The 25,989-nt window shown below is 72.4% G+C and carries 24 protein-coding genes; 17 read left to right on the top strand and 7 right to left on the bottom strand.

Features of this window, described 5'->3' with window-relative positions; translation table 11 throughout:
- Positions 1–17: 17 nt before the first annotated feature.
- The 3 genes from ACE3UN_RS09930 to ACE3UN_RS09920 form a co-directional block, all read right to left on the bottom strand.
- Positions 18–1,466 carry a peptide MFS transporter gene (locus tag ACE3UN_RS09930; RefSeq protein WP_374674775.1) on the bottom strand — a complete coding sequence of 483 codons (1,449 nt, stop codon included), beginning with the start codon at positions 1,464–1,466 and terminating at the stop codon, positions 18–20.
- A complete protein-coding gene (locus ACE3UN_RS09925; protein ID WP_374674774.1) occupies positions 1,463–2,377 on the bottom strand; it encodes a 5'-nucleotidase in 915 nt (304 codons plus the stop codon). The genes ACE3UN_RS09930 and ACE3UN_RS09925 overlap by 4 nt, the downstream gene beginning before the upstream one ends.
- A gap of 203 nt (positions 2,378–2,580) precedes the next feature.
- Positions 2,581–3,576 carry an AAA family ATPase gene (locus tag ACE3UN_RS09920; protein ID WP_374674773.1) on the bottom strand — a complete coding sequence of 332 codons (996 nt, stop codon included), beginning with the start codon at positions 3,574–3,576 and terminating at the stop codon, positions 2,581–2,583.
- Positions 3,577–3,991: 415 nt separating this feature from the next.
- On the opposite strand from ACE3UN_RS09920, the gene ACE3UN_RS09915 reads away from it, so the two are divergent.
- The 17 genes from ACE3UN_RS09915 to ACE3UN_RS09835 all read left to right on the top strand — a co-directional run bounded on the left by ACE3UN_RS09915 (position 3,992) and on the right by ACE3UN_RS09835 (position 22,302).
- Complete coding sequence (locus ACE3UN_RS09915) at positions 3,992–4,987, top strand: FAD:protein FMN transferase (protein WP_374674772.1); 996 nt, start codon at positions 3,992–3,994, stop codon at positions 4,985–4,987.
- A 50-nt stretch (positions 4,988–5,037) separates the two neighbouring features.
- Complete coding sequence (locus ACE3UN_RS09910) at positions 5,038–8,043, top strand: hypothetical protein (RefSeq protein ID WP_374674771.1); 3,006 nt, start codon at positions 5,038–5,040, stop codon at positions 8,041–8,043.
- Positions 8,040–8,654 carry a hypothetical protein gene (locus ACE3UN_RS09905; protein ID WP_374674770.1) on the top strand — a complete coding sequence of 205 codons (615 nt, stop codon included), beginning with the start codon at positions 8,040–8,042 and terminating at the stop codon, positions 8,652–8,654. Before ACE3UN_RS09910 ends, ACE3UN_RS09905 begins: the two co-directional genes overlap by 4 nt.
- Positions 8,651–9,505, top strand: coding sequence for an SH3 domain-containing protein (locus tag ACE3UN_RS09900; RefSeq protein ID WP_374674769.1), 855 nt, complete (start codon positions 8,651–8,653; stop codon positions 9,503–9,505). Before ACE3UN_RS09905 ends, ACE3UN_RS09900 begins: the two co-directional genes overlap by 4 nt.
- A 14-nt stretch (positions 9,506–9,519) precedes the next feature.
- Entirely contained in the window at positions 9,520–10,164 is a 645-nt protein-coding gene (locus tag ACE3UN_RS09895; RefSeq protein ID WP_374674768.1) for an outer membrane beta-barrel domain-containing protein, read from the top strand.
- An 8-nt stretch (positions 10,165–10,172) separates the two neighbouring features.
- Complete coding sequence (locus tag ACE3UN_RS09890) at positions 10,173–10,691, top strand: TlpA disulfide reductase family protein (RefSeq protein WP_374674767.1); 519 nt, start codon at positions 10,173–10,175, stop codon at positions 10,689–10,691.
- A 4-nt stretch (positions 10,692–10,695) separates the two neighbouring features.
- Positions 10,696–10,926 (top strand): DUF4266 domain-containing protein, encoded by a 231-nt coding sequence (locus ACE3UN_RS09885; protein WP_374674766.1) that lies wholly within the window; start codon positions 10,696–10,698, stop codon positions 10,924–10,926.
- Positions 10,913–12,067: a DUF3570 domain-containing protein gene (locus tag ACE3UN_RS09880; protein WP_374674765.1), complete on the top strand. Its 1,155-nt coding sequence runs from the start codon at positions 10,913–10,915 to the stop codon at positions 12,065–12,067. The genes ACE3UN_RS09885 and ACE3UN_RS09880 overlap by 14 nt, the downstream gene beginning before the upstream one ends.
- Positions 12,068–12,105: 38 nt before the next feature.
- Positions 12,106–12,735 (top strand): AraC family transcriptional regulator, encoded by a 630-nt coding sequence (locus ACE3UN_RS09875; protein ID WP_374674764.1) that lies wholly within the window; start codon positions 12,106–12,108, stop codon positions 12,733–12,735.
- Complete coding sequence (locus ACE3UN_RS09870) at positions 12,735–14,804, top strand: hypothetical protein (RefSeq protein WP_374674763.1); 2,070 nt, start codon at positions 12,735–12,737, stop codon at positions 14,802–14,804. The genes ACE3UN_RS09875 and ACE3UN_RS09870 overlap by 1 nt, the downstream gene beginning before the upstream one ends.
- Positions 14,791–18,030, top strand: a complete 3,240-nt coding sequence (locus tag ACE3UN_RS09865; RefSeq protein ID WP_374674762.1) for a tetratricopeptide repeat protein — start codon at positions 14,791–14,793, stop codon at positions 18,028–18,030. Before ACE3UN_RS09870 ends, ACE3UN_RS09865 begins: the two co-directional genes overlap by 14 nt.
- On the top strand, positions 18,027–18,332 hold the full coding sequence (locus ACE3UN_RS09860; RefSeq protein WP_374674761.1) for a hypothetical protein: 306 nt from the start codon (positions 18,027–18,029) through the stop codon (positions 18,330–18,332). The genes ACE3UN_RS09865 and ACE3UN_RS09860 overlap by 4 nt, the downstream gene beginning before the upstream one ends.
- An 81-nt stretch (positions 18,333–18,413) precedes the next feature.
- Positions 18,414–19,067 carry a MotA/TolQ/ExbB proton channel family protein gene (locus ACE3UN_RS09855; RefSeq protein ID WP_374674760.1) on the top strand — a complete coding sequence of 218 codons (654 nt, stop codon included), beginning with the start codon at positions 18,414–18,416 and terminating at the stop codon, positions 19,065–19,067.
- 16 nt (positions 19,068–19,083) lie between these two features.
- Positions 19,084–19,578 carry a biopolymer transporter ExbD gene (locus ACE3UN_RS09850; protein ID WP_374674759.1) on the top strand — a complete coding sequence of 165 codons (495 nt, stop codon included), beginning with the start codon at positions 19,084–19,086 and terminating at the stop codon, positions 19,576–19,578.
- A gap of 21 nt (positions 19,579–19,599) precedes the next feature.
- Complete coding sequence (locus ACE3UN_RS09845) at positions 19,600–20,097, top strand: ExbD/TolR family protein (protein ID WP_374674758.1); 498 nt, start codon at positions 19,600–19,602, stop codon at positions 20,095–20,097.
- Positions 20,098–20,170: 73 nt separating this feature from the next.
- On the top strand, positions 20,171–21,280 hold the full coding sequence (locus ACE3UN_RS09840; protein ID WP_374674757.1) for an AgmX/PglI C-terminal domain-containing protein: 1,110 nt from the start codon (positions 20,171–20,173) through the stop codon (positions 21,278–21,280).
- A 173-nt stretch (positions 21,281–21,453) separates the two neighbouring features.
- On the top strand, positions 21,454–22,302 hold the full coding sequence (locus ACE3UN_RS09835) for an NmrA family transcriptional regulator (protein WP_374674756.1): 849 nt from the start codon (positions 21,454–21,456) through the stop codon (positions 22,300–22,302).
- On the opposite strand, the gene ACE3UN_RS09830 is transcribed toward ACE3UN_RS09835, so the two are convergent.
- From ACE3UN_RS09830 to gspF, 4 genes are all read right to left on the bottom strand, one after another.
- The gene (locus tag ACE3UN_RS09830) at positions 22,299–22,628 is read right to left on the bottom strand and encodes a multidrug efflux SMR transporter (RefSeq protein ID WP_374674755.1); all 330 of its coding nucleotides are present in this window, start codon (positions 22,626–22,628) and stop codon (positions 22,299–22,301) included. The two genes, ACE3UN_RS09835 and ACE3UN_RS09830, sit on opposite strands and share 4 nt — an antisense overlap.
- A 95-nt stretch (positions 22,629–22,723) precedes the next feature.
- Positions 22,724–23,401: an OmpW family protein gene (locus ACE3UN_RS09825; protein ID WP_374674754.1), complete on the bottom strand. Its 678-nt coding sequence runs from the start codon at positions 23,399–23,401 to the stop codon at positions 22,724–22,726.
- Between the two features lie 35 nt (positions 23,402–23,436).
- Positions 23,437–24,609 (bottom strand): SGNH/GDSL hydrolase family protein, encoded by a 1,173-nt coding sequence (locus tag ACE3UN_RS09820; protein WP_374674753.1) that lies wholly within the window; start codon positions 24,607–24,609, stop codon positions 23,437–23,439.
- A 133-nt stretch (positions 24,610–24,742) separates the two neighbouring features.
- Positions 24,743–25,984 (bottom strand): type II secretion system inner membrane protein GspF, encoded by a 1,242-nt coding sequence (gene gspF, locus ACE3UN_RS09815; protein WP_374674752.1) that lies wholly within the window; start codon positions 25,982–25,984, stop codon positions 24,743–24,745.
- Between the last annotated feature and the right edge of the window lie 5 nt (positions 25,985–25,989).

The raw sequence follows: 25,989 nt of genomic DNA, 5'->3' as shown, positions 1-25,989 counted from the left end.
TCTCCGGGGCAGGGGTGTCAGTCGACACGGCGCAGCTGGCGCGCCAGCCAGGGGCTGGCCAGCAGCAGCAGCGCACCCGCGCCGAGGGACGAGCCGAGCAGGAACGCGAACAGCGGGATGCCGCTGCCGGCCAGCAGGCCCTCCAGCGCGCCGGCCAGGTAGTTGGCCACGCCGATCGCGGCCATCCACAGCCCCATCAGCAGGCCCGCCAGCCGCGCCGGCGCGGCGGCGGACACCAGCGACAGGCCCACGGGCGACAGCATCAGCTCACCCATGGTGTGCAGCAGGTACACCATCGCCAGCCACTGCGGCCCCACCGTGCCCTGCACCTCGGCCCGCTGCTGGGCCATGACCATCACCACGAAGCCCAGGCCCAGCACCACCATGCCCCAGCCTTGCTTGGCCGGGTCGGACAGCGCGAAGCGCGAGCGATCCAGTGCCGTCCAGCCAGCGGAGAACAACGGCGCGAGCACGATGATGGCCAGCGGATTGATGGCCTGGAACCAGGAGGCGGGGATCTCCTGGCCGAACGCGTGACGGTCGGTCTGCGTGTCGGCGAACAAGGTCATCGACCCGCCGGCCTGCTCGAAGCCCATCCAGAAGAAGACGACGAAGAAGGCGACGATGCCGATGGCCACGAGCCGTCCGCGCTCCGCGGCGGTGAGTGGCGCGGCACCGGCCGGTGGCCGGGCGACGGCCGCGACTGCGGCGGCCAGCCCCGCCAGGCCCAGCACGGCTTGCCCCGCGGCCGGCAGCGCCTGCCAGCCGGCCTGCACCCAGGGCCAGACGGCCAGCACCGTGCCCACCCCCGCCACCGCCGCCACGCACAGCGCGACCATCAGCCGCGCGTCGGCCAGGCCGCCCAGCGGCGGCTGGCCGGGCCGCAGGCCGGCGTCACCCAGCCGATGCTGGCCACGCCACAGCACGACCGAGCCGATGGCCATGCCCACGCCCGCGCTGGCAAAGCCGTAGTGCCAGCCCAGGCGCTCGCCCAGGGTGCCGGCCACCAGCGGCGCGAGGAAGGCGCCCAGGTTCACGCCCATGTAGAAGATGGTGTAGCCACCGGCCCGCCGCGGGTCGCCCGGCGCGTAGAGCATGCCCACCATCGACGTGCTGTTGGGCTTGAAGAAGCCGTTGCCCACGATGAGCAGGCCCAGCGCCAGGTGCAGCAGCGGCTCGAAGGCCATCGCGAAATGGCCCAGCATCATGATGAGGGCGCCGGCCACCGCGGCGCGGCGCGCGCCGAGCCAGCGGTCGGCCAGCGCGCCGCCGATGAGCGGCGTCACGTACACCAGCCCGGTGTACAGCCCGTACAGTGCCAGCGCGTCCGCGCGCGGCATGCCCAGCGCATTGACCAGGTACAGCACCAGCAGGGCGCGCATGCCGTAGTAGCTGAAGCGCTCCCACATCTCGGTGAAGAAGATCACCCGCAGACCGGGCGGGTGACGGGGCAGGGTGTCGCTCATGGTGAAGGGGGGTTGCGCACGCCGGCGGCCACCCAGCCGGCCGGCACATGCGGGGCGGCGTTGTCGATGTGGCCGGTCTGGTCGTCGAAGAAGAAGTCGGGCTCGAACTCGCGCAGGAACGGGCCCTTGGGCAGGCCGCCGAGGAAGATGGCCTCGTCCACCTCGATCTGCCAGTCCATCAGGGTGCGGATGGCGCGCTCGTGCGCCGGCGCGCTGCGGGCGGTGACCAGCGCCGTGCGGATGCGCACGCCGTCGCCGTTGTCGTCGCTGCGCTGCAGGCGGTGCAGGGCCTCCAGCAGCGGCTTGAACGGCCCGGGCGGCAGCGGGGTGGCGGCGCGGCTCACCTCGTGGCGCTGGAAGGCGTCGAGCCCCTGGTCCTGGAAGATGCGCTCGGCTTCGTCCGAGAACAGCACCGCGTCGCCGTCGAAGGCGATGCGCAGCTCGTCCGGATGGGCCTCGGAGGCGCGGGCCGAATGCGGGTACACCTGTGCGGCGGGCACGCCGGCATCGAGCGCCTGGCGCACGTCCGGCAGGTGGGCCGAGAGGAACAGCGTGGCGCCCAGCGGCCTGAGGTAACGCCACGGCGAGGCGCCGCGGGTGAACGCGCCGCGCTCGATGGCCAGGCCGTAGTGCTTGGCCGAGCGGAACACGCGCAGCCCCGAGGCCGGGTCGTTGCGCGAGAGGATGACCACCTCCACGCGCGGCGCATCGGGCCGGGTGTTGAAGGCCAGCAGCTTGCGCGCGAGCGAGAACGCCACGCCGGGTTGAGCGGGCAGCTCCAGGCGCTGCAGCTGCAGCTGCATGTAGGCGCGGTCGTCGCCCGCCTCGAACAGGCGGTTCTCCTCCTCGAAGTCGAACAGCGCGCGAGAGGACAGGGCAACGACCAGGCGGCCGTCCAGGGTGGCAGGCATCGAGGGATGTTAGCCCCCACGCCCCCTGCCGGGGGCGTCTTGCAGACCGCGCCGGGGCAGTGGCCCGGCCCCTCGGCAGGCGTGAAGAGTCCACTCGACTCTCCACGTCCGGCCTCGGCCCCCCGAGGGGGCTCGCGCAGCGGACCGGCCAAGCCGGATCCGCGCACGCCGCTTGACGGGCGGCTTGGCTGCGCTCGCCTGGCTCAGTGCATGAAGCCGATGCCGGCTTTCTTGCCGGTGGGGGCGGGCAGGTCATCGGGGGTGACCTTGTCGCGGGCGGCGAGGCGGGCATTGCCGAAGCCGGTCATCCAGGCGCGGCGCATCTCGCGCGGGGGCATCTCGGCCAGCCGGGCGAGCGTGTCCTCTTCGGGCGCGGGATCGAAATGGCGTCCCCAGTCGTGCTCGCCGCGGATGCCCTGGTACAGGCGCACGGCGATGGCGCGCGCCGCGTCCGCGTCGGGCATGTCGATCTCGAAGACGTTGCAGCGGTTGAGGATGGGGTCGGGAATGCTGCGCTCGTCGTTGGCGGTGGCCACCCAGATGACCTGGCTGGCGTCGATGGGCACCTCGGCGAACTCGTCGGTGAAGGCGCCGGCGGTGTCGTGCTCGAGCAGGCTGTACAACGAGCCGAGCGGGTCGTAGGCGTGCTCGCCGCGCGCCTTGTCGATCTCGTCGACCACCATCACGGGGTTGGCGTAGGGCCCGTCGATGAGCGTCTCGAACACCTTGCCCGGGCGGGCGCCCTTCCACTGGCTGGACGCGCCAGACAGCACCCAGCCCGCCGTCAGCGAGCTCATCGACACGAAGCCCATGCCGGTGCCCAGCAGGCGCGCCACCTCGCGCGCGAAGTGCGTCTTGCCCACGCCGGGCGGGCCCAGCAGCAGCATGGGCGTGAGCTCCAGCGCGTCCTGGCTGTCCTGGCACAGCGCCAGCTGGCGCCTGAGGTCGTCCAGCACCTCGTGGAAGTTAGGCAGCTCGTCGTAGAGGTGGTCCATGGCGGGCAGGCCGCCCGGCTTGACCTGGAAGCGCTCGGGGCCACGTTCGAGCATGCGCTCGTACGTGGCGCGCAGCGATTCGTGCTCGCGCGGCGGCAGCTTCTGCAGCCGCTTTTCCACGTCCTCCGGGCGGAAGAGGTGGCGCAGGCGCGCGATCGGCAGGACACCCCCGAGGGCGGGCAGGCGTTGGGCGGATGTGGACATGCGAACCTCCGTCGACATCGGTCACCGGCGCGGGCACCGTCAGGACAAAGATACCGCACGCCGGCCGGTGGCCCATTCAAGCAAGTCCGTTGCCTGCCTGAAGCGAAGAACAAGCGGCGAGCGCGGCCGCAGTTGTGCAGGCGGCGTTCCGGGTCGGTGCAAGCGGTAACGAACGGTGGAGTCCCGGCGTGCACCGACCGCGTGCGAAAGCCTCACGCCGACCGCGAGCTGGCCTTCGGGCCGTGACATTGTTGGCGGACGGTTGGCGTGCCCGCCTGCGGCCGGTGTTTCGAATGCATACACATCGACGGACACCGCTCACGATCGCCCCGATGCGGCGCGGGGTTGTCGCCGTTACATTTCCACCGCGCCATCGCGGGCTTTGCCGGCGGGGCTGTCCGCCGTACCCCCGCCCATGCTGTCCGCCCTGTCCGCCCTGCGTTCCCGTCTGTCTGCCCGCGCCGTTCCCGGCCTGGCCGGCCAGCGCAGCGCCGCCTCCGGCGCGTGGCACCGGCGGGAAGAGGCCATCATGGGCACGGCGGTCTCCGTGGAGCTGTGGGCGGACGACGCACGGCGCGCCGGCGCCGCCATGGACGCCGTGATGGCGGAGATGCACCGCATCGACCGCACCATGAGCCCCCACCGCGCCGACTCCGAGCTGTCCCGCATCAACCGCGAGGCCGGCGACCGGCCCGTGCCGCTGTCGGCCGAGATGGCCGAGCTGGTGGCCCGGGCGATCGACTTCTCGCGCTGGTCCGACGGCGCGTTCGACATCAGCTATGCCAGCGCGGGCCAGCACTACGACTACCGCGCCGGGGTGGCACCCGACGAGACCACGCTGGCCCAGGCCCGTGCGGCCATCGGCTGGCAGCACCTGTGGCTGGACCGCCGGGCCGGCACGCTGCGCTTCGGCCTGCCCGGCATGCGCATCGACCTCGGCGGCTTCGCCAAGGGCCATGCGGTGGACCGCTGCATCGCGTTGCTGCGCCAGCGCGGCATCGGGCATGCCATCGTCAGCGCCGGCGGCGACAGCCATGTGCTGGGCGACCGGCGCGGGCGGCCGTGGATGGTGGCGGTGCGCGACCCGCGCCGCGCGGGCGCATCGGTCGCGGTGCTGCCGCTGCAGGACGCGGCCGTGTCCACCTCGGGCGACTACGAGCGCTACTTCGAGCGCGCCGGCGTGCGCCACCACCACCTGCTGGACCCGCGCACCGGCCGTTCACCGGGCGGTGTCCGCAGCGTCACCATCGTGGCCGACGACGGCCTCACCGCCGAGGCGCTGTCCAAGACCGTGTTCGTGCTGGGACGGGAGCGGGGGCTCGCCCTCGTCAACGGGCTGCCCGGCGTGGATGCGGTGATCGTGGACGCCGCCGGCGGCCTGCACCACTCCGCCGGCCTGCTGCCCCAGTGAGCCTTCCTCCGTCTCCGACCGAACGCCCCCAGAAGCGAAAGGACTCCCCCATGGCACTCCTGCACCTGATCGCCCGTGCCGCGCGGGCCCTGCCCGCCCTCCTGGGCGGCGCGGCGCTCGCCACGCTGGCCGCCTGCTCGGGCTCCGGCTCGTCCAGCCAGGAAGACGAGCTGAGCAGCGAGGGGGCCGTGCCCATCGCGTTCGTCAAGCGCGTGAACACCATCGCGCTGAACCCCACCAACGGCGCACCCAGCGCGCCGGGCGGCGACCTCATCGTCAAGGCCCTGTCCTCGCCCAGCGCCACCGAGTACAACGTCACCGCCGCCATCACGCAGGGGCAGGGCGATGCCTCCGACCCGGAGGTCTCGTACGACGGCGGGCGCATCATCTTCGCGCTGCGCTGCCCGGCCAGCAACACCTCGCAGGTGGACGGGCAGCGCGCCTGCACCGGCCGCTGGAACATCTGGGAGTACGACGTGCGCGGCACCTCGCTCGACAAGGGCAAGCTGCGCCGCCTCACGGCGTCCACCGAGGACGACGACGTGGACCCGGCTTACCTGCCGGGCGGCCGCGGCTTCGTGTTCTCGTCCAACCGCCAGGCCAAGAGCAAGCTCAACCAGGCGCTCGGCCGCAGCTACTTCGCGCTGGACGAGTACGAGCGCGAGCGCGTGTTCAACCTGCACACCATGAACCTGCAGGGTGAGAACGTCCAGCAGATCACGTTCAACCAGAGCCACGACCGCAACCCGGTGGTGCGGCCCAACGGCGACATCATGTTCTCGCGCTGGGACCACGTGGGCGGGCGCAACCACTTCAAGATCTTCCGCGTGAAGCCCGATGGCACCGACCTGTTCGTGCTGTACGGCGCGCATAGCGAGGGCAACAGCTTCCTGCACCCGCGCGACATGGACCCGCAGGGCCAGTACGCCGGCTTCGTGGCGTCGTCCGTGATGCCGCTGCAGCGCACGAACGAGGGCGGTGCGCTGATGTTCGTGGACGTGGCCAACTACTCCGAGCAGAACACGCCGGCCAATGCCGACGTGCCGCAGGAGGGCGGCCAGGTGCATGCCACCGCCGAGCCGCTCAACACCGAGCGCGGCCTGTCCCGCTTCGGCCGCGTCACCACCCCGTACCCGCTGTGGGACGGCACCGACCGCCTGCTGGTGGCCTACCGCCCCTGCGAAGTGCGCCGCGGCGCGGACATCGTGTCCTGTGCCACGCTCACCGAGGACGAGATCGCCCGCCTGTCCGACGAGAACCGCTCGGAAGGCGAGGTCGAGGGTGACGAGCTGCAGGACAACGTGCCGCCGCCGTACGCGATCTACATGTTCGACCCGGCCAAGCAGACCTGGCTGAACGTGGCCGCGCCGCCCGAGGGTTTCATGTACACCGACCCGGTGGCGCTGATGGCGCGCCCCATCCCGAACGTGGTGGACCCCACCTCGGTGGACGCCGACCTGGCCCGCCAGGGCCTGGGCCTGCTGGAGGTGCGCAGCGTCTACGACACCGACGGCCTGGGCCGCATGGGTGACGCGGTGCTCGTCGCCGCCGACCGGCCCGAGGGTTGCAGCGAATCCATTCCCAAGACGGCGCCGAGCGACCGGCTGGACACGCGCGCCCAGGTGGCCGACATCCTGCGCCTGAAGAACCCGGCCGACCCGGCCTACCGCTGCGGCCCGGCGCGCTTCGTGCGGGCGGTGCGCGGCGTGCCGCCGCCGTCGAACATGATGGGCCTGCGCGAGGCCATCGGCGAGACCGACTTCGAGCCGCAGCAGATCCTGGGCTACGCGCCCATCGAGCCGGACGGCTCCTTCAAGCTGCATGTGCCGGCCGACACGCCCGTGCTGCTGTCGGTGGTGGATGCCCAGGGCCGGGCCTTCCAGACCCACACCAACTGGATCCAGGTGCGCCCGGGTGAACGCCGCACCTGCGACGGCTGCCACAGCCCGCGCCGGGGCGGTGCGCTCAACTCCGGCCTGGTGGCCGACACCATGCCCAGCGCCCTGCGCGCCGCGCTGGCGGGCCAGCACCAGTCGGGCGAGACCATGGCCTCCACGCGCACCCGGCTGGACGCGAATGCGCTGAAGCTGGTACGCGACATGCTTTTCACCGACGACTGGGCCGACACGGCGCAGCCCGGCGTGGTGGCGCGCAGCGCGGTCGCGATCCGCTATGACGGCAACGCGAACCCGGCCGATGACCTGGCCACGCCGGTGCCGGCCGACGGCATCATCAATTACCGCGAGCACATCCAGCCGCTGTGGACCCGGCCGCGCGGCGCGAACACCTGCACCACATGCCACAACGCCTCGTCCGCCACGCTCGACCTGTCCGCCACCGTCTCGGGCACCGGCCGTGTCGTGTCCTACGAGAGCCTCATGCTGGGCCGTCCGCTGCTGGATGCCAACGGCCGGCCGGTCACGGTGATCGAGCGCGGTGTGCCGGTGCTGCAGCGTGAGCCCGCCCTGGTGCAGACCATGGCCAGCGAAGGCAGTGCACTCGGCCTGGCGCGGCAGAGCCGGCTCGTGGAGATCCTGTCGGGCCAGACGCTGCAGGCGGGTGAGGCCGCGCGCACGGCCCATCCCACGCCACCGGCCCCCGCGCCCGACCACAGCAGCCTGCTCAACGCCGCCGAGAAGCGGCTCGTGGCGGAGTGGATCGACCTCGGCGGCCAGTACTACAACAACCCGTTCAACGGGCCCAACGTGCGGGTGGTCAACGGGCTGAGCGAGGCCACCTTCGCCGCGCGCGTGCAGCCCATCCTCACGGCGCGCTGTGCCAGCTGCCACCAGGCAGGGGGCAGTTCGCCCGGCGGCACCGACGGCTTCGCGCACAACCGCTTCGTGCTCACAGGCGACGCGGAGGGCGACTATGGCGTCACCCTGACCATGATCTCCGACACCTGCTCGCCGCCGTCCAACTACCTGCTGTCGCGGCCCTCGACGATCCCGCACCCCGCGGGCGCCACGGGCCAGGCACGCGCCGTGCTCCCGGCGGCGTCCGCCGACTACACCACCATCGCCGACTGGATCGCCAGCGGCTGCCCGACCCGATGAAACGACCTGCCCCGCTTCCCTGGCGCGCGGCTGCCGCCCTGCTGTGCGCCGCGCTGGCCGGCTGCGGCGGCGGCAGCAACCCGCTCGACAACCCGCCCGACATCGTCAACCCGCCCGGGGCCGACGGCCGCAAGCTGTCGTTCGCCTATTTCCAGCGCTGCGTGTACCCCGTGCTGCTGGCCGAGCTGCCCATCGACCAGAATGGCCAGATCTCGATCAACACCTGCGCGGGCAGCGGTTGCCACGACGACGTCACCGGCACGGGCGGCGCCTTGCGCGTGGTGCGCAGCGCCGTGGTGATCGACCTGCTCGACCCGGCCAACACGCCCGACGTCATTCGCGCGACCGACATGTACCGCAACTACTATTCGGCCCAGGGCGTCACCATCCCGGGCGACCCCACCCACAGCCGGCTGCTGGCCAAGCCGCTGCTGCTGAACATGCTGCATGGCGGCGGGCTCGTCTTCGAGAGCGACGAGGACCCCAACGCCAGGCTGTTCCGCTACTGGATCGAGCACCCCGTGCCCAGCAGCCAGGACGAGTTCAGCACGGCCAGCTACGGCATGTTCTCGCCGCCCAATCCCAACACCGGCAGCTGCAAGACCGAATGACCCACCTCGACCGCGCGCAGCGACACGTCGTGCCCCGCCGCTGCCTCGGCCTGGCGCTGGCCGCCGCCGCTTGCGCCGCGCAGGCGCAGACGCCGCCGCCTTCGCTGCCGCCCGGCAGCCTGCAGGAGGCGGCCCCGGCCACCGCCAGCGTCGCCCCCACCGCGCCGTCGGCCACCCAGCGTGTCGCCCGCGTGCAGGTGGTCGGCCCCTACGTGGACATGCGCAGCGGCCCGGGCCGCGGCTACCCCGTCTTCTACGCCGCCGAGCGCGAGGAGTGGCTGGTCATCGAGCTGCGACACACCGACTGGTTCAAGGTGCGCACGCCGCGCGGCGTGTCCGGCTGGGTCTCGCGCGCGCAGATGCGCCACACCGTCACCGAGGACGGCGTGCCCTTCGACCTGGCCGACCCGACGCTGCAGGACTACCTGAACCGCCGCTTCGACCTCGGCATCGGCTATGGCGCGACGGCCAAGACGGCGTTCACCCGCGCCTGGGCGGGCTGGCGCTTCTCCGACACGCTGAGCGTGGACGTCAACTTCGCGGACGTGGCCCGGCAGACCTCCAGCACGACGATCTGGACCGCCAGCCTGCTGGCCGAGCCCTGGTCCGACCGCCGCCTGTCGCCCTTCGTCGGCGTGGGCGTGGGCCGCTTCAACCACACGCCCAACGAGAGCCTCGTCAACAACCAGCCGTACGACGGCAACATGGGCGTGCTCACCCTGGGCGCGCGCTACCACCTCAGCGGCCGCGTGTCGCTGCGGGTGGACTACTCCCGCTACGCCGTGTTCGTCGATGACGACGACTCGCGGCTGTACCAGGCCGGCACCGTCGGCCTGTCGATCCACTTCTGAGCCACCTGCTGCCCATGCGACCCGCATTCCGCCTGCCTGCCGTCCTCGTTTCCGCGCTGTGTGCCGCGCTGCTCGCCGGCGGGCCGGCCGCGGCCGCCGACCTGAAGGACGCCGCCGTGGTGCCCGAGGTGGACCGCCGCGACGTGAAGCTGCCGAAATTCCCCTCGAGCGACTTCGAGGTGGGCCTCTACGGCGGCCTGTACTCGACGCAGAATTTCGGCTCGAGCATGGCCGGTGGCGCCCGCATGGCGTACCACATCACCGAGGACTTCTTCGTCGAGGCCTCCGCCGGCCAGACGACCGTCAGCGACGAGGCCTTCCGCCGCATCCTGCCCGGAGGCATCTTCACCGGCGACACCGAGAAGCTCATCTACTCCAACCTCAACGTGGGCTGGAACGTGCTGCCGGGCGAGATCTTCATCGGCTCGCGCTACGCGATGCCCTCGCAGGTGTACCTGGTGGCCGGTGGCGGCACCACGCGGTTCAACGGCCAGCGCATGTCCACCTGGGACATCGGCGTGGGCGTGAAGGTCTACCTCACCGACTTCTGGGCGCTGCGCATCGACATGCGCGACAACGTCTACCAGCTCGACCTGCTGGGCAAGCGCGACACCACCCACAACGTCGAGCTGAACGCCGGCGTGTCCTTCCTGTTCTGACGCCCGCCATGGCCGACCGACTCCGCTCCGTCCTGCGCACCTGCCTGGCCGCGCTGGCCACCCTGGCCGGTGCCGCCGTGCTGCCTGCTGCCGCCGCCATCGCGCCGTCCGCGCCCGCGCCCGACTTCACCCTCAAGGCCCTGTCCGGCCCCAACGTGCGCCTGCAGGAACTGCGCGGCCAGGTGGTGATGGTGAACTTCTGGGCCACTTGGTGCGCGCCCTGCCGCGAGGAGATGCCCGAGCTCAACAAGCTGCACGCCAAGTACCAGGCCTCGGGCTTCACGCTGCTGGGCGTGAACATCGACGAGGACAGCCGCAACGCCGCCGGCATCGCCGCGCAGCTGGGGGTGAAGTTCCCCGTGCTGCTGGACGCCGACAAGCGCGTGAGCAAGCTCTACGACCTCAGCGCCATGCCGTCCACGGTGCTGATCGACCGCGACGGCAAGGTGCGCTTCGTCCACCGCGGCTACCGCAGCGGCACCGAGGCCGAGTACGAGCGCCAGATCCGCGCGCTGCTGAAGGAGTGATGCCGTGCGACGCCTCTGCCTGACCCTGGCCGTGCTGGCCGGCGCCGTGGCGGCCTCCGGCTGCGCCTCGGTGGAACCGTGGGTGAAGCCGTACGAACGCGAGCGGCTGTCCGACCCCATCATGCAGCTGGCCCGCGACGGGCTGGCCGAGCGCCACCGCGACCACGTGTTCACGGTGCGCGAGGGCGCGCGTGGCGCCACCGGCGTGCAGGGGGGCGGCTGTGGCTGCAACTGACCCGATCCGCCGTGCCCTGCGGGCCGCTGGCCGCGCGCTCGCGCGCATCCTGGGCCTGTCGGGCAGCGTGGTGGGCGCCGCGCACGCGGTGGACCTCCCGGCCGACCGCGCCGAGCTGATGTACCACCTCTACGACGGCGGCGGCGTGCAGGCCTCGGGCCCCGCGCTGCTGGTGCGCAAGAGCCTGTTCGACAAGGTCTCGCTCTCGGCCGGCTACTACGTCGACGCGGTGAGCAACGCGTCCATCGATGTGGTCACCACCGCCAGCCCCTACAGCGAGTCGCGCAGCCAGTACGACGTGGGCGTGGACTACGTGGTGCGTGACTCGTCCATCCGCGTGTTCGGCAGCCAGGGCGAGGAGCCCGACTACACCGCCGACACCTGGGGCGTGGACGTCACGCAGGAGATGTTCGGCGGCATGACCAGCGTGAGCCTGGGCTACACCGAGGGCTTCGACCAGGTGGGGCAGAAGGGGCTGGACGGCTGGCTGGACCAGGCCCGCCACTGGAACTACCGCGTCGGCGTCACCCAGATCCTCACGCCACGATGGCTGGCCAGCCTGAACATGGAGGCGATCGCGGACGAGGGCTTCCTGGGCAGCCCCTACCGCGTGGCGCGTGTGTTCGGCGCCGCCGTGCCCGAACGTGTGCCGCGCACGCGGGGCGGCCGGGCCATCAAGCTGCGCGCACTGGGCGACGTGAGCGACTGGTTCACCGGCACGCGCTGGGGCGACGGGCAGCGCCATGCGGTGCATGCCGACTACCGCTACTACTGGGACAACTGGGGCATCCGTGCCCACACGGTGGAAGGCGGCTACAGCCGCTACTGGGGCGACCGCTGGCTGGTGGACGGCTGGCTGCGCTTCAACCGCCAGGGCGAGGCGCTGTTCTACAGCGACAACGCCGAGACCGAGACGCTCTACGTCAGCCGCAACCGCCAGCTCGCCGCCTTCAGCAGCACCAGCCTGGGCGGGCGCGTCACCTACAGCTGGACCAAGGTGCCCGGCCAGTACGAGATCAAGGCGCATGCCTCGCTGGAGTTCGTGCGCTTCGACTACGACAACTTCACCGACATCCGCACCGGGCGGCCCTACGCCTTCAACGGCACCCTGCTGCAGCTCTACCTCACGGCCGCCTTCTGATGGCTTCGTCGATCCACGTCCACCTTGCGCACACCGGCATGCACCTCCTGACCTTCCGGCGCCTCGGCGCCTCCGCCCTGCTCGCCACCGCGTGGCTCGCCGCCGCCTGCCTGGGCGTGCCGGCCGCTGCCCAGGCCCAGCCGGCCGCGGTGCCTCCCGCGCCCGCGGCCTCGGCCACGGCCCCCGCGGCCGCGGCGGCGTCCGCCCCGGCACCGGCGGCTTCCGGCGCCGCGCTGGACCAGCGCGTGCAGGACCTGAAGTCCGAGGTGATCAACCTCAACCGCGACCTGCTCGTGCTGGAGGAGGAGCTGCTCTACCCCGCCAGCACCCAGGTGGCGGTGTTCGTCTCCATGGACGTGGGCAAGCTGTTCTCGCTGGAATCGGTGGAGATCAAGTTCGACGAGAAGACCGTCGCCCACTACCTCTACACGCCGGCCGAGGTGGCTGCGCTGCACCGCGGCGGCGTGCAGCGCCTGTACGTGGGCAACCTGCGCGCGGGCGCCCACGAGATCACCGCGTTCTTCACCGGCCAGGGCCCGCACACGCGCGACTACAAGCGCGCCACCACGCTGAAGTTCGACAAGGGCGGCGAGCCCAAGTACATCGAGCTGCAGATCAAGGACGCCACGGCCAACCTGCAGCCGCAGTTCGAGGTCAAGGTCTGGTGATGCGCGGCTCCTTCGCCTTCTCGCGCCGGCCGCGCGCGGGGCACGCCCTGCGGGCGGCGGCCGCGCTGCTGTGTGCGGCCGCCGCCGGGTCGGGCGTGTCCGCGCAGCCGGCGCCCGCGCCGGCGCGCACCGTGCAGGCGCCGCACTACGGCGACGTGCTGTTCCAGTTCTTCCAGGACAAGCCCTTTCCCGCGTTGACCTCGCTGATGGTCTCGCAGCACTTCCAGCGCATGCCGCGCCACGAAGACGAGGCCGAGATCCTGCGCGGCGGCCTGCTGCTGGGCTACGGCCTCACCCGCGAAGCCGGCGAGATCTTCGAGCGGCTGGCCGGGTCCGCCTCGCCGGCGGTGCGCGACCGCGCGTGGTTCTTCCTGGCGCGCCTGCGCTACCAGCGCGGCGAGGCCGAGGCCGCCGACGCGGCCCTGGGCCGCATCGGCGCCCCGCTGCCCGGCCTGCTGGAGGAGGAACGCCTGCTGCTGGCCGGCCAGGTGCGCCTGGCACTGGGCGACACCGGGGGCGCGGCCGAGGCGCTGCGTGCCTTGCTGGCGCGCCCGCCGCAGCCGCTGCCCGCCGAGGGCACGGAGCCGGGTGCGCCCCCGCCGCCCAAGCGCTCGATCTTCGCGCGTGTGGGCGGCTGGCTCGCCGACGCCTTCACCCTGCGCTGGTTCCGCAGCGTGCCCGTGCGCACCAGCAACGCGCCGCACTACGCCCGCTACAACCTGGGCATCGCCCTGATCCGTGGCGGTGACGTCGACGGCGGCCGCGCGGTGCTCGACGAGCTCGGTCGCACCCCCATGCACGACGAGGAGGGCCGCAGCCTGCGCGACCAGGCCAACGTGGCGCTGGGCTATGCGGCGCTGGCCGACGAGGACCCCGAGGCCGCGGCCGTGGCGCTGGAACGCGTGCGGCTGCAGGGCAGCCACTCCAACAAGGCGCTGCTGGGCTTCGGCTGGGCCGCCGCGGCGCAGGACGAGCCCGAGCAGGCGCTGGTCCCCTGGATGGAGCTCGCCGGCCGCGACCCGTCCGATCCCGCCGTGCTGGAGGCCCGCATCGCCGTGCCGTATGCGCTGGCCGAGGCCGGGGCCCATGGCCAGGCACTGACGCGCTACGAGGAAGCGCTCGCCGTCTACGCCGCCGAACGCCGGGCGCTCGACGACTCCATCGCCAGCATCCGCGGCGGCGAGTTCGTCGACGCGCTGCTGCAGGAGAACCCGCCCGCGGAACTGGGCTGGGCACGCCCGCTGGCCCGGCTGCCCGAGGTGCCGCACCGCACCCACCTGGCGCCGGTGCTGGCCAGCCACGCCTTCCAGGAGGCCTTCAAGAACCACCGCGACCTCGTGTTCCTGGGCGCCAACCTGGACGCCTGGCAGGAGCGGCTCGCGGTGTACGGCGACATGCTGACGCACCGCCAGCGCGGCTTCACCGAGCGGCTGCCCCAGGTGCGCGAACGGGCCTCCGGGCTGCAGGTGGATGGCCTGCAGGCGCAGCGGGATGCCCTCGCTGCCGAGCTGGCCGCGGCCCGCGGGGCGGCCGACGGCGTGGCGTTCGCCAGCGCGGCCGAGCGCACGCAGCTGCAGAAGCTCGAGCGTGCCCGCCGCCTGCTGGACGAGCAGGGCGCGGCCTTGGGCGCCGAGGTGGACCTGCCCGCCGTGCGCGAGCGCCTGCGCCGCCTGGAGGGCGCCCTCACCTGGCAGCTGGCGCAATCCCTGCCCCAGCGCCGGTGGGACGCCGACAAGGGCCTGCAGCGCGTGGACGAGGCCCTGGGCGTGGCCCGCGGGCGTGATGCCTCGCTGGCCGCCGCCCAGCGCGACGAGCCGGTGCGTTTCCAGCGCTTTGCCGAGCGCCTGGCCGCCCTGGCCGAGCGCATCCGCGCGCTGCAGCCCCGCCTGGCGGCGCTCACGGCCGAGCAGCGCGTGGCCCTGCAGACCGAAGCCGTGGCCGCGCTGCAGACCCAGCAGCAGCGTCTCGACAGTTATGCCGACCAGGCACGCTATGCCGTGGCCCAGCTCTACGACCGTGCGACCCAACCGGCGCCGCAGCCCAAGGAAGGCGACCGTGGCCAGCCCTGACGTCCTCCTGTCCCGCGCCCCGGCCTTCGTGGGGCGCCTGTCCGTCCTGGCGGCGGCCGCCGTGCTGGCCGCCTGCGGCAGCACGCCCGACACCGCGCCGGGCGACAACGCGCCCACGCTCAAGACGCTGGCGGGCAAGCGCTACGCCATCGCCGCCGACCCGGGCATCCCTGCCGACGAAGAGCGGGCCATCCAGGCCTACCGCCAGTTCCTCGAGGCCGCGCCCAACGCCCCGCAGCGCCCGCAGGCCATGCGCCGCCTCGGCGACCTGGCCATGGAATCCGCGGACAACCGCGCGGCCACCGCCAGCGGCAACGCGCCGGCCGACCCCGACTACGCCAGGGCCATCGCGCGCTACCAGGACTACCTCAAGGCCTACCCCGACGCCGCCGACACCGACCGCGTGCTGTACCAGCTGGCCCGCGCGCAGGAGCAGGGCGGCCAGCTGGAGACCGCGCTCAAGACGCTGGATCGCCTGGTGGCCGAGCACCCGCGCACGCGCTACCTCGACGAGGCCCAGTTCCGGCGTGGCGAGCTGCTGTTCACCGCGCGCCAGTACCCGGCCGCCGAGAAGGCCTACGAGACCGTGCTGGCCACGCCCGACAGCGTGTTCCGCGAGCGGGCCCTGTACATGCACGGCTGGTCGGTCTTCAAGCAGGCCAAGCTGGAGGAGGCGCTGCATTCCTTCTTCGCCGTGCTCGACCTGAAGCTCGGCCCGCTGGACACCGACGCGCCGCTGGACGAGGTGGAGTCCCTCAGCCGCGCCGACCGCGAGCTGATCGAGGACACCTTCCGGGTCACCAGCCTGTCGCTCGAGAACCTGCAGGGGGCGGCGTCCATTCCGGCCTACGTCACGAGCGACGTGCGGCGCGGCTACGAGTTCCGGGTCTACCGCGAGCTCGCCGGCCTGTACCTCAAGCAGGACCGCCCCAAGGACGCGGCCGACACCCTCACGGCCTTCGCGCGGCGCCAGCCCCGGCACGCCCAGGCGCCGGCCATGCAGGCGCAGGTGATCGAGATCCACCAGCAGGCGGGCTTCGCCACGCTGGCGCTCGATGCCAAGCGCGAGTACGTGGCCCGCTACGGCGCCGACAGCGACTACCGCCGCGCCAACCCCGAGGCCTGGGAGCGCAGCCAGCCGCTGCTCAAGACCCACCTCACCGAGCTGGCCACCCACCACCACGCCGCCGCCCAGAAGACGCGCAGCCCCGCCGAGGTGCAGGAGGCGGTGCGCTGGTACCGGGCCTGGCTGGCCGCCTTCCCGCAGGCGGCCGAGGCGCCGAAGCAGCACTTCCTGCTCGCCGAGCTGCTGTTCGAGGACAAGCAGTTCGCCGCCGCGGCGGCCGAGTACGAGACCTCGGCCTACCGCTTCCCGGCGCACCCGCAGAGCGCGGACGCCGGCTACGCGGCCCTGCTGTCCTACGTGGAGCAGGACAAGCGCGCCCAGGCCGAGAACCGCCCGGCCGAGCACACGGCGCTGCAGGCCACGCAGGTGGACAGCGGCCTGCGCTTCGCCGAGCGTTTCCCGACGGACACCCGCACGCCCGCCGTGCTGACGAACGCCGCCGAACGCCTGTACAACCTGGGCCAGGGCGAGCGCGCCGCCGCCGCGGCGCAGCAGGTGATCGCGCTGCAGCCGCCGGCGGACGCCGGGCTGCGCCGCGTGGCCTGGACGGTGGTGGCCCATACCGCCTTCGAGGCCGGCGCGCACGAGCGCGCGGAGGCAGCCTACGGTGAGGTGCTGGCCCTCACGCCCGCCAATGATGGCGGCCGCGCGGCATTGAACGAGCGCCTGGCCGCGGCCATCTACAAGCAGGGCGAGCAGGCCCGCAGCGCCGGCCAGACGCAGGCGGCGGCGGGCCACTTCGCCCGGGTGGCCACCGCCGCCCCCGACAGCAGCGTGCGCACGGCGGCCCAGTTCGATGCCGCCGCGGCGCAGCTGGCGCTGAAGGACTGGGCCGGCGCCGCCGCGACGCTGGAGGACTTCCGTCGCCGCTTCCCGCGCCATGCGCTGGCCGAGCAGGTGCCGGCCCGCCTGGCGCTGGCCTACACCGAGCTGGGCCGCTGGCCCGAGGCGGCGGCCGAGTACGAGCGTGTGGCCGCCAGCCCCGCCACCGCGTCCGACCCGGCCCTGGCGCGGTCGGCGCAGTGGCAGGCGGCCGAGCTGTACGACAAGGCCGCGGCCCAGGGCTCGCCCACCGCCCGCGCCCAGGCGGCCAAGGCCTGGGAGCGCTACCTGCGCCAGCATCCGCGCCCACTGGAGCCGGCGCTGGAGGCCCGCCACCGCCTGGCGCAGATCGCCGAGGCCGACCGCCAGCCGGCGCAGGCCCTGGCCTGGCAGCGCGAGATCCTGGCCGCCGACCAGGCGGGCGGCAGCGAGCGCACCGGCCGCACCCGCACCCTGGCGGCGCTGGCCGCGCTGGCGCTGGCCGAGCCGGTGCGTGCCGGCTACGAGCAGGTGAAGCTGGTCGAGCCGCTGCAGCGCCAGCTCAAGCTCAAGAAGACCCGCATGGAGGAGGCGCTCAAGGCCTACGCCGTGGCCGCCGACTACGGCGTGGCCGAGGTGACCACCGCCGCCACCTTCCAGACCGCGTCCGTGTACCAGGACTTCGGCAAGTCGCTCATGGGCTCCGAGCGGCCGAAGAAGCTGAGCAAGCTCGAGCGCGAGCAGTACGACGTGCTGCTGGAGGAGCAGGCCTTCCCCTTCGAGGAAAAGGCCATCGAGCTGCACGAGCTGAACGCCAGCCGAGCCACCCAGGGCGTGTACGACGACTGGGTGAAGAAGAGCTTCGTGGCCCTGCGCAGCCTGCGCCCCGTGCGCTGGGGCAAGGTCGAGCGTGCCGACGACGGCGGCTCGTCCGCGGCCGGGCCACTGAACCGCCAGGCGGTGCAATGGCGCGAGCAGGGCGAGTTCGCCAAGGCGCGTGCCGCCTACGAGCAGGCCCTGGCCGCCGACCCTGGCCATGCACCGGCCACGCTCAACCTGGGCGTGCTGCACGACCTGTACCTCGGCCAGCCCGACCAGGCGCTGCCGCTGTACGAGAAGTACCTCGCCCTCACCCCCGGCGGCGACGCCACGGTGGCCAAGTGGGTCGCCGACCTGAAGAAGCGCCGGCCCGCTGCCCCACCGCCCGCCGCCCCGGCGCCCGCCGCTGCGCCCGCCGCTGCCCCGGCTGCGGGCACGGCGGCTGCTCCCGCGGCCGCCGCCCAGGAGAACCCACGATGAACCTCCGCCTTTCCGTCGGCCTGGTGTCGCTCGCGGCGCTGGCCTGCCTGGCCGCCCCCGCGCGCGCCCAGGACCGCATCGACATCGAGCGCGGTGCCCAGATCATCGGCAACCGCGAGCTGCCCAAGGTGCTCTACATCGTGCCGTGGAAGAAACCCCTGCCCGGCGAGATGAGCGGACGCCCCACGGTGAGCGTGCTCGACGAGGCGCTGGCGCCGGTGGACCGCGAGGTCTTCCGCCGCCAGCTCCAGTACGGCGCGCCGGCCGCGGCCGCGCCTGCGCCGCCACCGGCCGCGCGCTGAGGCGTCGGCCGCCCGATCCCGCTGTCCCGTCCCTGTCCTGTTCCTGTTCCCTTTCGCCCGTTTGCCTCTCGGAGACCTGTGATGAATGCCTTCCAGTTGGTCGTGAAGTTCTTTGTGGACTGCGGCTGGTTCATCTTCCCCAGCCTCGCGATCATGTCGCTCGGCATCGCCATCGCCATCGAGCGCTGGATCTTCCTGCGCCGTGCGCGTTCCCAGAACCGCGCCGAATGGGCGCAGATGCTGCCCGCGCTGCAGTCGGGCCAGCTCAAGGACGTGCTGGCCAAGGCCGCCAAGTCCGAATCGGCCATCGCCAACATCGTGACCCATGGCCTCACCCGGCTGCAGACCTCGCGCCGCCGCGAGGACCTGGATGCCGCCATGGAGGAGGGCATGATGGAGATCGTGCCGCGCCTGGAGAAGCGCACGCACTACATCGCCACCTTCGCCAACGTCATCACCCTGGTGGGCCTGCTGGGCACCATCATGGGCCTGATCAAGGCCTTCACGGCGGTGGCGCAGGTCAACCCCGCCGAGAAGGCCGAGCTGCTGTCCGCGTCCATCTCCATCGCGATGAACAACACCGCCTTCGCGCTGATGGTGGCCATCCCGTTCCTGCTGATCCACGCCTTCCTGCAGGCGCGCACCAGCGAGATCGTCGACGGCCTGGAAGCCGCCAAGATCAGCTTCCTGAACCTGATGCAGCGCATCGCGCCCGAGCAGCCGGCCGCGCGCTGAGCACGGAAGGTTCGCCATGCGTGTGCGACGCCTGAAGAAGCATCCAGCGGCGCTGGAGATCTCGGCCTTCCTGAACCTGATCGTGGTGCTGGTGCCGTTCCTGCTGTCCACCGCCGTGTTCACCCGCCTGGCGGTGGTGGACATGTCGCTGCCTGCGCAGAACGGCCCGGGCGCCGAGCAGCTGCAGGTCGACAAGCTGCAGCTCGAGGTGGTGATCCGCCCGGACGCGCTGGAGGTGGGTGACCGCATCGGCGGCCTCATCCAGCGCATCCCGAACACGGCCTCCGGCCCGGACGTGGCGGCGCTCAACCAGCTGGTGCGGCAGATCAAGCTGAAGTTCCCCGGGCAGCGCGACGCCAGCGTGCTGGCCGAGCCCGACACCTCCTACGACCGCCTGGTGAAGGTGATGGACGCCGTGCGCTCCGCCCACTCCATGGACGGCACGCAGCTGGTGCGCGCCGAGCTGTTCCCCGACATCGCGATCGGCGACGCGCCGGTGCGCCCGCGCTGACCCGCCGCGAAGGAAGCGACGATGAAACTCACCCCGCTGCAAAAGCGCGCCGCCCACAAGGCGCGCAACACGCAGCAGCTGGACCTGAACCTCACCGCCCTGGTCGACGTGTTCACCATCCTCATCTTCTTCCTGCTGTCGAACTCGACAGAGGTGGAGGTGCTGCCCGCGTCCAAGGCCGTGACGCTGCCTGAGTCCACCGCCGAGCAGGCCCCGAAGCCGACGCTCGTGGTGCTCGTCAGCGGCAGCGACATCGTGGTGGAAGGCCGCCGCGTGGCGACGGTGGCCGACGTGATGGCCGCCGCCGATGACGTGATCGCGCCGCTCAAGGCCGAGCTCGACGTGCTGGCCCAGCGCCAGGTGGTGCGCGAGGAGAACGCCGCCAGCGGCCGCACCATCACCATCATGGGCGACAAGGACATTCCCTACCAGCTGCTGCGCAAGGTGATGGTCACCTGCGCGCGCGCCAACTTCGCCGACGTGTCCTTCGCGGTGCGGCAGAAGGCGGAGGCGGCATGAGCGACGTCGCACGGCCGCCCGAAGGCGGCGCTCGGTCCCTCTCCGAGGGACACCACGGAGTGGAGGGTGCACGATGAGCGCGGCCGCCATCTCGTTTCGCCAGCCGGTGCTGGCGTGGTCGGTGCCGGAGGACGACGAGCGCCGCTTCCAGCGCATCGCCCAGGTGGCCATCGCCGCCTGCCTGGTGTTCGGCGTGGTGGTGCGCTTCGTGCCGCTGCCCGAGGTGACGCGCGAGCAGGCGGTGCAGCCGCTGCCGCCGCCGCTGGCCAAGCTGCTGACGGAGGAGGCCCGGCCCAAGCCGCCGGTGCCGCTGCCTCCCGTACCGGCGCGCCCGGCCGACACGCCGGCCGACAAGCCCGCGCCCGAGGCCAAGCGTGACCAACCGGCCCCCAAGCCCGAGCGCGACCGGCGCAACGCCCCGGTGCCCGAGGCGCGCGACCCGGTGCCCGGCAAGCCGCCGGGCGAGGCCATCGACGCGGCGCGGCGACGCGCCACCGGCGTCGGCCTGCTGGCCATGAAGGAGCAGCTCGCCGAGCTGCACGGCGCCCCGGTGGCGGTGCAGCTCAACAAGGAGGCCATCAAGCCCGGCCTCGGCGTGGGCACCGGCACGGGCGCCGGCGTGGGCGCGGGCACGCAGGAAGGCCTGCCGGCGCGCTCCATGATCACGTCCAACGCCACCGGCGGCTCGGGCGGCATCAACACCGCCGGCTACAGCCGCGACACCGGGGGCGGCGGCCTGGCCGGCCGCTCCACCACGCTGGTGCAGGGCGTGGCCGGCGGCGGTGGCGGCGGCGGGCCGGGGGGCGGCGGTGGCAAGGGCACCGGCGGCACGGGCACCGGCGCGGGCCCCGGCGGTGCGGGCGGCACGCTCACCAAGGGCGGCAGCGGCAAGGCCTCGCGCTCCATCGAGGACATCCGCCTCGTCTTCGAGCGCAACAAGGGCGCCATCTACGCCATCTACAACCGCGCGCTGCGCGAGGACCCCTCGCTGCAGGGCAAGGTGGTGGTGGAGCTGAAGATCGCCCCCAGCGGCCAGGTGCTGGACGTGCACCTGCGCAGCAGCGAGCTCAAGGCCCCCGAGCTGGAGCAGAAGCTGCTGGCGCGCATCCGCCAGTTCGACTTCGGCGCCAAGGACGTGGACACGCTGGTCACCACCTACCCGATCGACTTCCTGCCGTCGTGAGGATGGCAGGGGCGGGGCGCGTTCGCGATGGCGCGGACGCGTCCGCGCGTGCGGCGGCGAGTGCGCGCCACCGGCGATGAGCCACGCCCGCCGCCGCGGCCCTTCGACACGTCGCAGCCGGCACCTGGCAGGCCGCTTGCCCGCTGGGGTCGGCTTGGCGCAAAGGAGCAGCGGTGCACATTGTCATGGGCGTGACGGGTCATGTGGGTGCCTCGGTGGCGAACGCGCTGCGTGCGCTCGGACAGCCCGTGCTGGGGCTGAGCCACCGGTCTGCACCGGGTGGGTCGGGGCGCGCCCACGCCGATGTCAGGAGCGTCGAGTCCCTGCGATCGGCCTTCAGGCTGGGCCAGCGCGCATTCCTGCTCAATCCGCCGGGCGACGTCCGCCTGGACAGTGACCGGATCGAGCGCGACTCGGTGCGCAACATCCTCGAGGCCCTCGACGGCTCCGGCCTGGAGAAGGTGGTCGCCGCCTCCACGGGCGGCGCCCAGCCGGGAGACCATCTGGGCGATCTCAATGTGCTGTGGGAACTGGAGCAGGGGCTCGCCAGCCAGGCCGTGCCGGCCGCCATCAACCGCGGCGCGTACTACTACAGCAACTGGGACGACCAGATCGCCAGCGCCCGGGAGACGGGCCAACTGCTGAGCGTGTTCCCTGCCGACCTGCCCATCCCGATGGTCGCCCCACACGACCTGGGCATCGCCGCCGCGCAGCGGCTGGTGTCGGGCCTGGACGATGTGGGCATCGTCTCGGTCGAAGGCCCGGCGCGGCTCACCTCCGCCGAGGTGGCGCAGTGCTTCGAGGAGGTGCTGGGGCGGCGTGTCCGTCTCGAGGTGACGCCGTCACAACGACTCGAAGCGACCTTCGAATCCATTGGCTTCTCCGCGGCAGCCGCGCGGTCCTACGCACGGATGACGCGCACGATGATCGAGCAAGGGTTCGATGCGCCCGACGATCCCTGGCGCGGATCCACCACCTTCGACGCGTACCTGCGGGCCCAGGCGGCCATGGCGGGCCGCTAGGCCTGCACCGACTTGGAGAACAGGTGGATCACCGCCACCCCGGCGGCGATGAGCGCCATGCCGGCCAGTGCCGGCCCATCCAGCTTCTGGCCGTGCACCCACCAGGCGGCCAGCGAGATGAGCACCAGCCCCACGCCCGACCAGATGGCGTAGGCGATGCCGATGGACAGGGTGCGCAGCGTGAGCGACAGGAAGTAGAACGACACCGCATAGCCCAGCACCACCACGATGGAGGGGGCGAGCACGCGGAAGCCCTGGGTGGACTTCAGCGCGGTGGTGGCCGTGACTTCGGCCACGATGGCCAGCGCGAGGTAGACGAATTGCATGCGGCCATCATGCCGCGCCGCGCCGGAGCGGGCGAAAAAAAGCCCGCCAGGTCGGCGGGCCGAGGACGGTGCCGCGCGCCGCGGCGGCCGCCTGCTCAGAACTTGTAGGCCACGCCCACCGAATAGCTCCAGGGGTCCAGCGTGGCGTCCAGTGTCTGGCCGGTGGACAGCGTGGTGCGCGTCTTCAGCTTGGTCTTCAGCACCGCCGCGTCGATCGACCACCGGTCGGTGAAGGCGTAGGTCATGCCCAGCTGGGCCGTGACGGCCCACTTGGACTCCACCTCCAGCGTGGTGGGGTTGTCGGGCGAGCCGCCCGTCAGCCCCGACAGCGCGGCCGTGGCGCGCGAGTCGTAGAACTTCGCGTAGGTGGGGCCGATGCCCACGTAGGGCCGGAACGTGGAGGTCGGCTCCATGAAGCGGTACTGCAGCAGCAGCGTGACCGGCAGCGCCTTCACCTCGCCGATCTTGCCGACGCCGGCGATGGCGCCGTCGCCGGTGATCTCGTGGGTGAAGCCCGCCGCCAGCGGCAGGTCCACGCTGAAGTGGTCGGTCATCATCCAGGTGATGCCGGCGGTGGGCTGGGTGTCGCTGCCGATGTCGGCCTTGGTGCCGGTGAAGGCGGGCGGGCTCAGGTCGCCGCTGTCGACCTCGGGGCTGATCTGGGTGACCGAGACGCGGCCGATCAGGTCGCCGGCACGCTGGGCGTGGGCCAGCGGGGCGGCGAGCAGCAGGGCGGCGGCAGCGGCGGCCAGGGCGGTGTGACGGAATGCCATGCGGGAATCCTTCGGGGTGGTGGCGTCGTCCATCGTCAGAGCCAGCCGGCCTGGGCCAGCGAGCGCGAGATCAGCTGCGAGAGCAGCTGGTGGCCGTACGGGGTGGGGTGGAAGCCGTCCGAGAAGGCCCAGGTGTCGTACCAGCGGGTGCCGCTGACGCCGTCCGGCGGGTTCGCCTGCAGGTTGGCGTCGGTGCAGGTGGGGAAGCTGTACACCGGCAGGCCGTCGTCGCCGATGCCCACGGCCGGGCAGGCCGTGTCGCTCGCGTTGGTCAGCCCGTACTGTGCGGGGTTGGCCACCTGGCGCTGGAACTCGGTGTAGAAGTCCACCACCACCACGCGGGAGTCGCCAGCGAAGTTGGCGGCCAGCTGGGCGTTGAAGGCGGCCACCCAGCCCGAGAACAGCGCCTGCGCCTGGGCGCGTGCGGCGGCACCGGCGTCCCCGCCGCCATTGGCCAGGGCGATGCCGTCGAGCACGGCCTGGAAGCGCGGCGTGAGCGTGATGTCGGGGGCGTTCAGCACGGCCAGGCGCTGCGCGCCCTTGTCCAGCGCGCCGGTGGTCAGCGTGGCGCTGAACTGGTCGGCCAGGGCCACCATGTAGGTGCCCCCGATGGCCGCCAGGCCCTCGGCCCCGTTGGCCAGCGCGGCGTTGATCTCCTCGGCGCTCAGCAGGGAGCCGAGCAGCGTGGTGTAGGCGGCGATGTCGCCCTGGCCCGCGGCCAGGTAGGCGCCCACCAGCGAGGCGGCATCGTTGCCGCCGCCGTCCACGAGCAGCAGCTCGTCGGCGGCGAAGTTGCCGGCAGCGGTGGCCGTGGCCAGCTGCACGCCGATCGCGCGCGGGTCACCCGCGGTCAGGCCGCCGCTGGCGGGGTTGATGACGCCGCCGCCGATGGCGTAGTTGGTGCAGCCCGGGGTCGGGTTGGCCGCGAACGTGGTGCCGGTGAAGACGAAGAAGTTGCAGCCCGCGCCCAGGCCGTACAGGCCGGAGATGCGCTCGGGGTAGGTGAGGTTGGGGTTGTCGGCGCTCGGCTGGATGGTGAAGCGGATGCCGAAGGTGCCCACGTCGGCCAGGCTGTCGCCCATCACGCGCAGGCTGCTCACCTGGACCCGCGGGGTGGTATCGGCTTCTTCACCGCCGCCACAGGCGGCCAGCAGGGCAGCCAGCGCCAGGCTGGCGTAGGCGAATCGTCGGGCGAGGGGAGGTCGCATGCAGTCTCCTGGATCGAAGGGCACGGCCACGCAAAAAAAGCACGACCGTTCGATAAACCAGCCACCACTTTAGTGAGCCCCACCCTCCGCGCCACCGTGGGCTAACCCTGCTCCCCGAGAAAACCCCAGGGGGTTACTTCACCCACGTGTTCAATTGGATGATGGGCAGCATCACCGACAGCACGATGAGCATCACCACCACGCCCATGACCACGATGAGCAGGGGCTCCAGGATGGTGGCGATGGCGAGCGCGCGGCGCTGCACCTCGCTGCCCAGCTGGCGGGCGGCGCGGTCGAGCATCACCGGCAGCTTGCCCGTCTGCTCGCCCAGGCGGGCGAACATGGACAGCAGGCCGGGGAAGCGCTTCTTGGCGGCCATGGCCGAGGCCAGCGGGGCGCCCTCGCGCACCTGCACCAGCGCCGCCATGGCGTCGGCGCGCATGGCCCGGTTGCCCAGCGTCTCGGCCGCTGCCTGCAGCGCCTTGAGGATGGGCACGCCGGCGCCCGCCAGCATGGCGAGCGTGCCGGCGAAGCGCGCCGCGTTGTAGCCGCGCGCCAGGCGCCCGAACAGCGGCAGCTTCAGCACGCCCGCGTCGAAGCGCTCGCGGAAGGCTTCGTTGCGCAGCGACATGCCAAGCATCACGCCGCCGCCCACGAGCGCCACCAGCACGACCCAGCCGTAGCTGCGCACGAAGGCGCTGATCGCCAGCATCACCACGGTGAGCACCGGCAGCGCCCGCTTGCTGCTGGCGAACACCGAGGCGACCTGCGGCACCACGTAGGTGACCAGAAAGGTGACGATGACGATGGCGATCACCGACACGATGGCCGGGTAGAGCATGGCGCCGAAGACCTTGGCCTTGAGCGCCTGGCGCTCCTCCAGGTCGTCGGCCAGCTTTTCCAACACGGCGCCGAGCGCACCGCTCTGCTCGCCGGCCGCCACCACGGCCCGGTAGACATCGTCGAACTCGCGCGGGCTGGTGGCCAGCGCGCGGGCGAACGCGCTGCCGGCGTTCACCTCGCTGCGCAGGTGGGCCAGCAGCTCCCGCTGGCGCGGCTCCTCGGCCTCGTCGGCCAGGGCGGTGAGGGCGCGCTCCAGCGGCAGGCCCGAGGCGACCAGGCCCGCGAGCTGCCGCGTCCACACGGTGAGGCCGCTGGTGCTGAAGGCCCGCCGGCCGAAGGCCAGGCCGGTGCGGGCGCCGCCCGAGGCGCCCACGCCGGCGGCGTCGCCCTGGCCCATCACGGCGCTCACGGACAGCGGCACCAGCCCCTGGCCGCGCACCTGCGCACGCGCGGCCTTGGCGTTGTCGGCGTCCACCACGCCGGTGGCCGTCTTGCCGGCGGTGTCCAGGGCTTCGTACTTGAAGGCAGGCATCAGGC

The organism is Ideonella sp. (genome assembly GCF_041918995.1).
Lineage (GTDB): Bacteria > Pseudomonadota > Gammaproteobacteria > Burkholderiales > Burkholderiaceae_C > Ideonella.
This window is presented reverse-complemented; position numbering and strand designations above follow the sequence as displayed.

What these genes read in the sequence shown, in the direction of transcription:
- ACE3UN_RS09930 (WP_374674775.1), bottom strand. Translation starts at nt 1,466, where the DNA reads ATGAGCGACACCCTGCCCCGTCACCCGCCCGGTCTGCGGGTGATCTTC.
- ACE3UN_RS09925 (WP_374674774.1), bottom strand. Translation starts at nt 2,377, where the DNA reads ATGCCTGCCACCCTGGACGGCCGCCTGGTCGTTGCCCTGTCCTCTCGC.
- ACE3UN_RS09920 (WP_374674773.1), bottom strand. Translation starts at nt 3,576, where the DNA reads ATGTCCACATCCGCCCAACGCCTGCCCGCCCTCGGGGGTGTCCTGCCG.
- ACE3UN_RS09915 (WP_374674772.1), top strand. Translation starts at nt 3,992, where the DNA reads ATGCTGTCCGCCCTGTCCGCCCTGCGTTCCCGTCTGTCTGCCCGCGCC.
- ACE3UN_RS09910 (WP_374674771.1), top strand. Translation starts at nt 5,038, where the DNA reads ATGGCACTCCTGCACCTGATCGCCCGTGCCGCGCGGGCCCTGCCCGCC.
- ACE3UN_RS09905 (WP_374674770.1), top strand. Translation starts at nt 8,040, where the DNA reads ATGAAACGACCTGCCCCGCTTCCCTGGCGCGCGGCTGCCGCCCTGCTG.
- ACE3UN_RS09900 (WP_374674769.1), top strand. Translation starts at nt 8,651, where the DNA reads ATGACCCACCTCGACCGCGCGCAGCGACACGTCGTGCCCCGCCGCTGC.
- ACE3UN_RS09895 (WP_374674768.1), top strand. Translation starts at nt 9,520, where the DNA reads ATGCGACCCGCATTCCGCCTGCCTGCCGTCCTCGTTTCCGCGCTGTGT.
- ACE3UN_RS09890 (WP_374674767.1), top strand. Translation starts at nt 10,173, where the DNA reads ATGGCCGACCGACTCCGCTCCGTCCTGCGCACCTGCCTGGCCGCGCTG.
- ACE3UN_RS09875 (WP_374674764.1), top strand. Translation starts at nt 12,106, where the DNA reads ATGCACCTCCTGACCTTCCGGCGCCTCGGCGCCTCCGCCCTGCTCGCC.
- ACE3UN_RS09870 (WP_374674763.1), top strand. Translation starts at nt 12,735, where the DNA reads ATGCGCGGCTCCTTCGCCTTCTCGCGCCGGCCGCGCGCGGGGCACGCC.
- ACE3UN_RS09860 (WP_374674761.1), top strand. Translation starts at nt 18,027, where the DNA reads ATGAACCTCCGCCTTTCCGTCGGCCTGGTGTCGCTCGCGGCGCTGGCC.
- ACE3UN_RS09855 (WP_374674760.1), top strand. Translation starts at nt 18,414, where the DNA reads ATGAATGCCTTCCAGTTGGTCGTGAAGTTCTTTGTGGACTGCGGCTGG.
- ACE3UN_RS09850 (WP_374674759.1), top strand. Translation starts at nt 19,084, where the DNA reads ATGCGTGTGCGACGCCTGAAGAAGCATCCAGCGGCGCTGGAGATCTCG.
- ACE3UN_RS09845 (WP_374674758.1), top strand. Translation starts at nt 19,600, where the DNA reads ATGAAACTCACCCCGCTGCAAAAGCGCGCCGCCCACAAGGCGCGCAAC.
- ACE3UN_RS09840 (WP_374674757.1), top strand. Translation starts at nt 20,171, where the DNA reads ATGAGCGCGGCCGCCATCTCGTTTCGCCAGCCGGTGCTGGCGTGGTCG.
- ACE3UN_RS09830 (WP_374674755.1), bottom strand. Translation starts at nt 22,628, where the DNA reads ATGCAATTCGTCTACCTCGCGCTGGCCATCGTGGCCGAAGTCACGGCC.
- ACE3UN_RS09825 (WP_374674754.1), bottom strand. Translation starts at nt 23,401, where the DNA reads ATGGCATTCCGTCACACCGCCCTGGCCGCCGCTGCCGCCGCCCTGCTG.
- ACE3UN_RS09820 (WP_374674753.1), bottom strand. Translation starts at nt 24,609, where the DNA reads ATGCGACCTCCCCTCGCCCGACGATTCGCCTACGCCAGCCTGGCGCTG.
- gspF (WP_374674752.1), bottom strand. Translation starts at nt 25,984, where the DNA reads ATGCCTGCCTTCAAGTACGAAGCCCTGGACACCGCCGGCAAGACGGCC.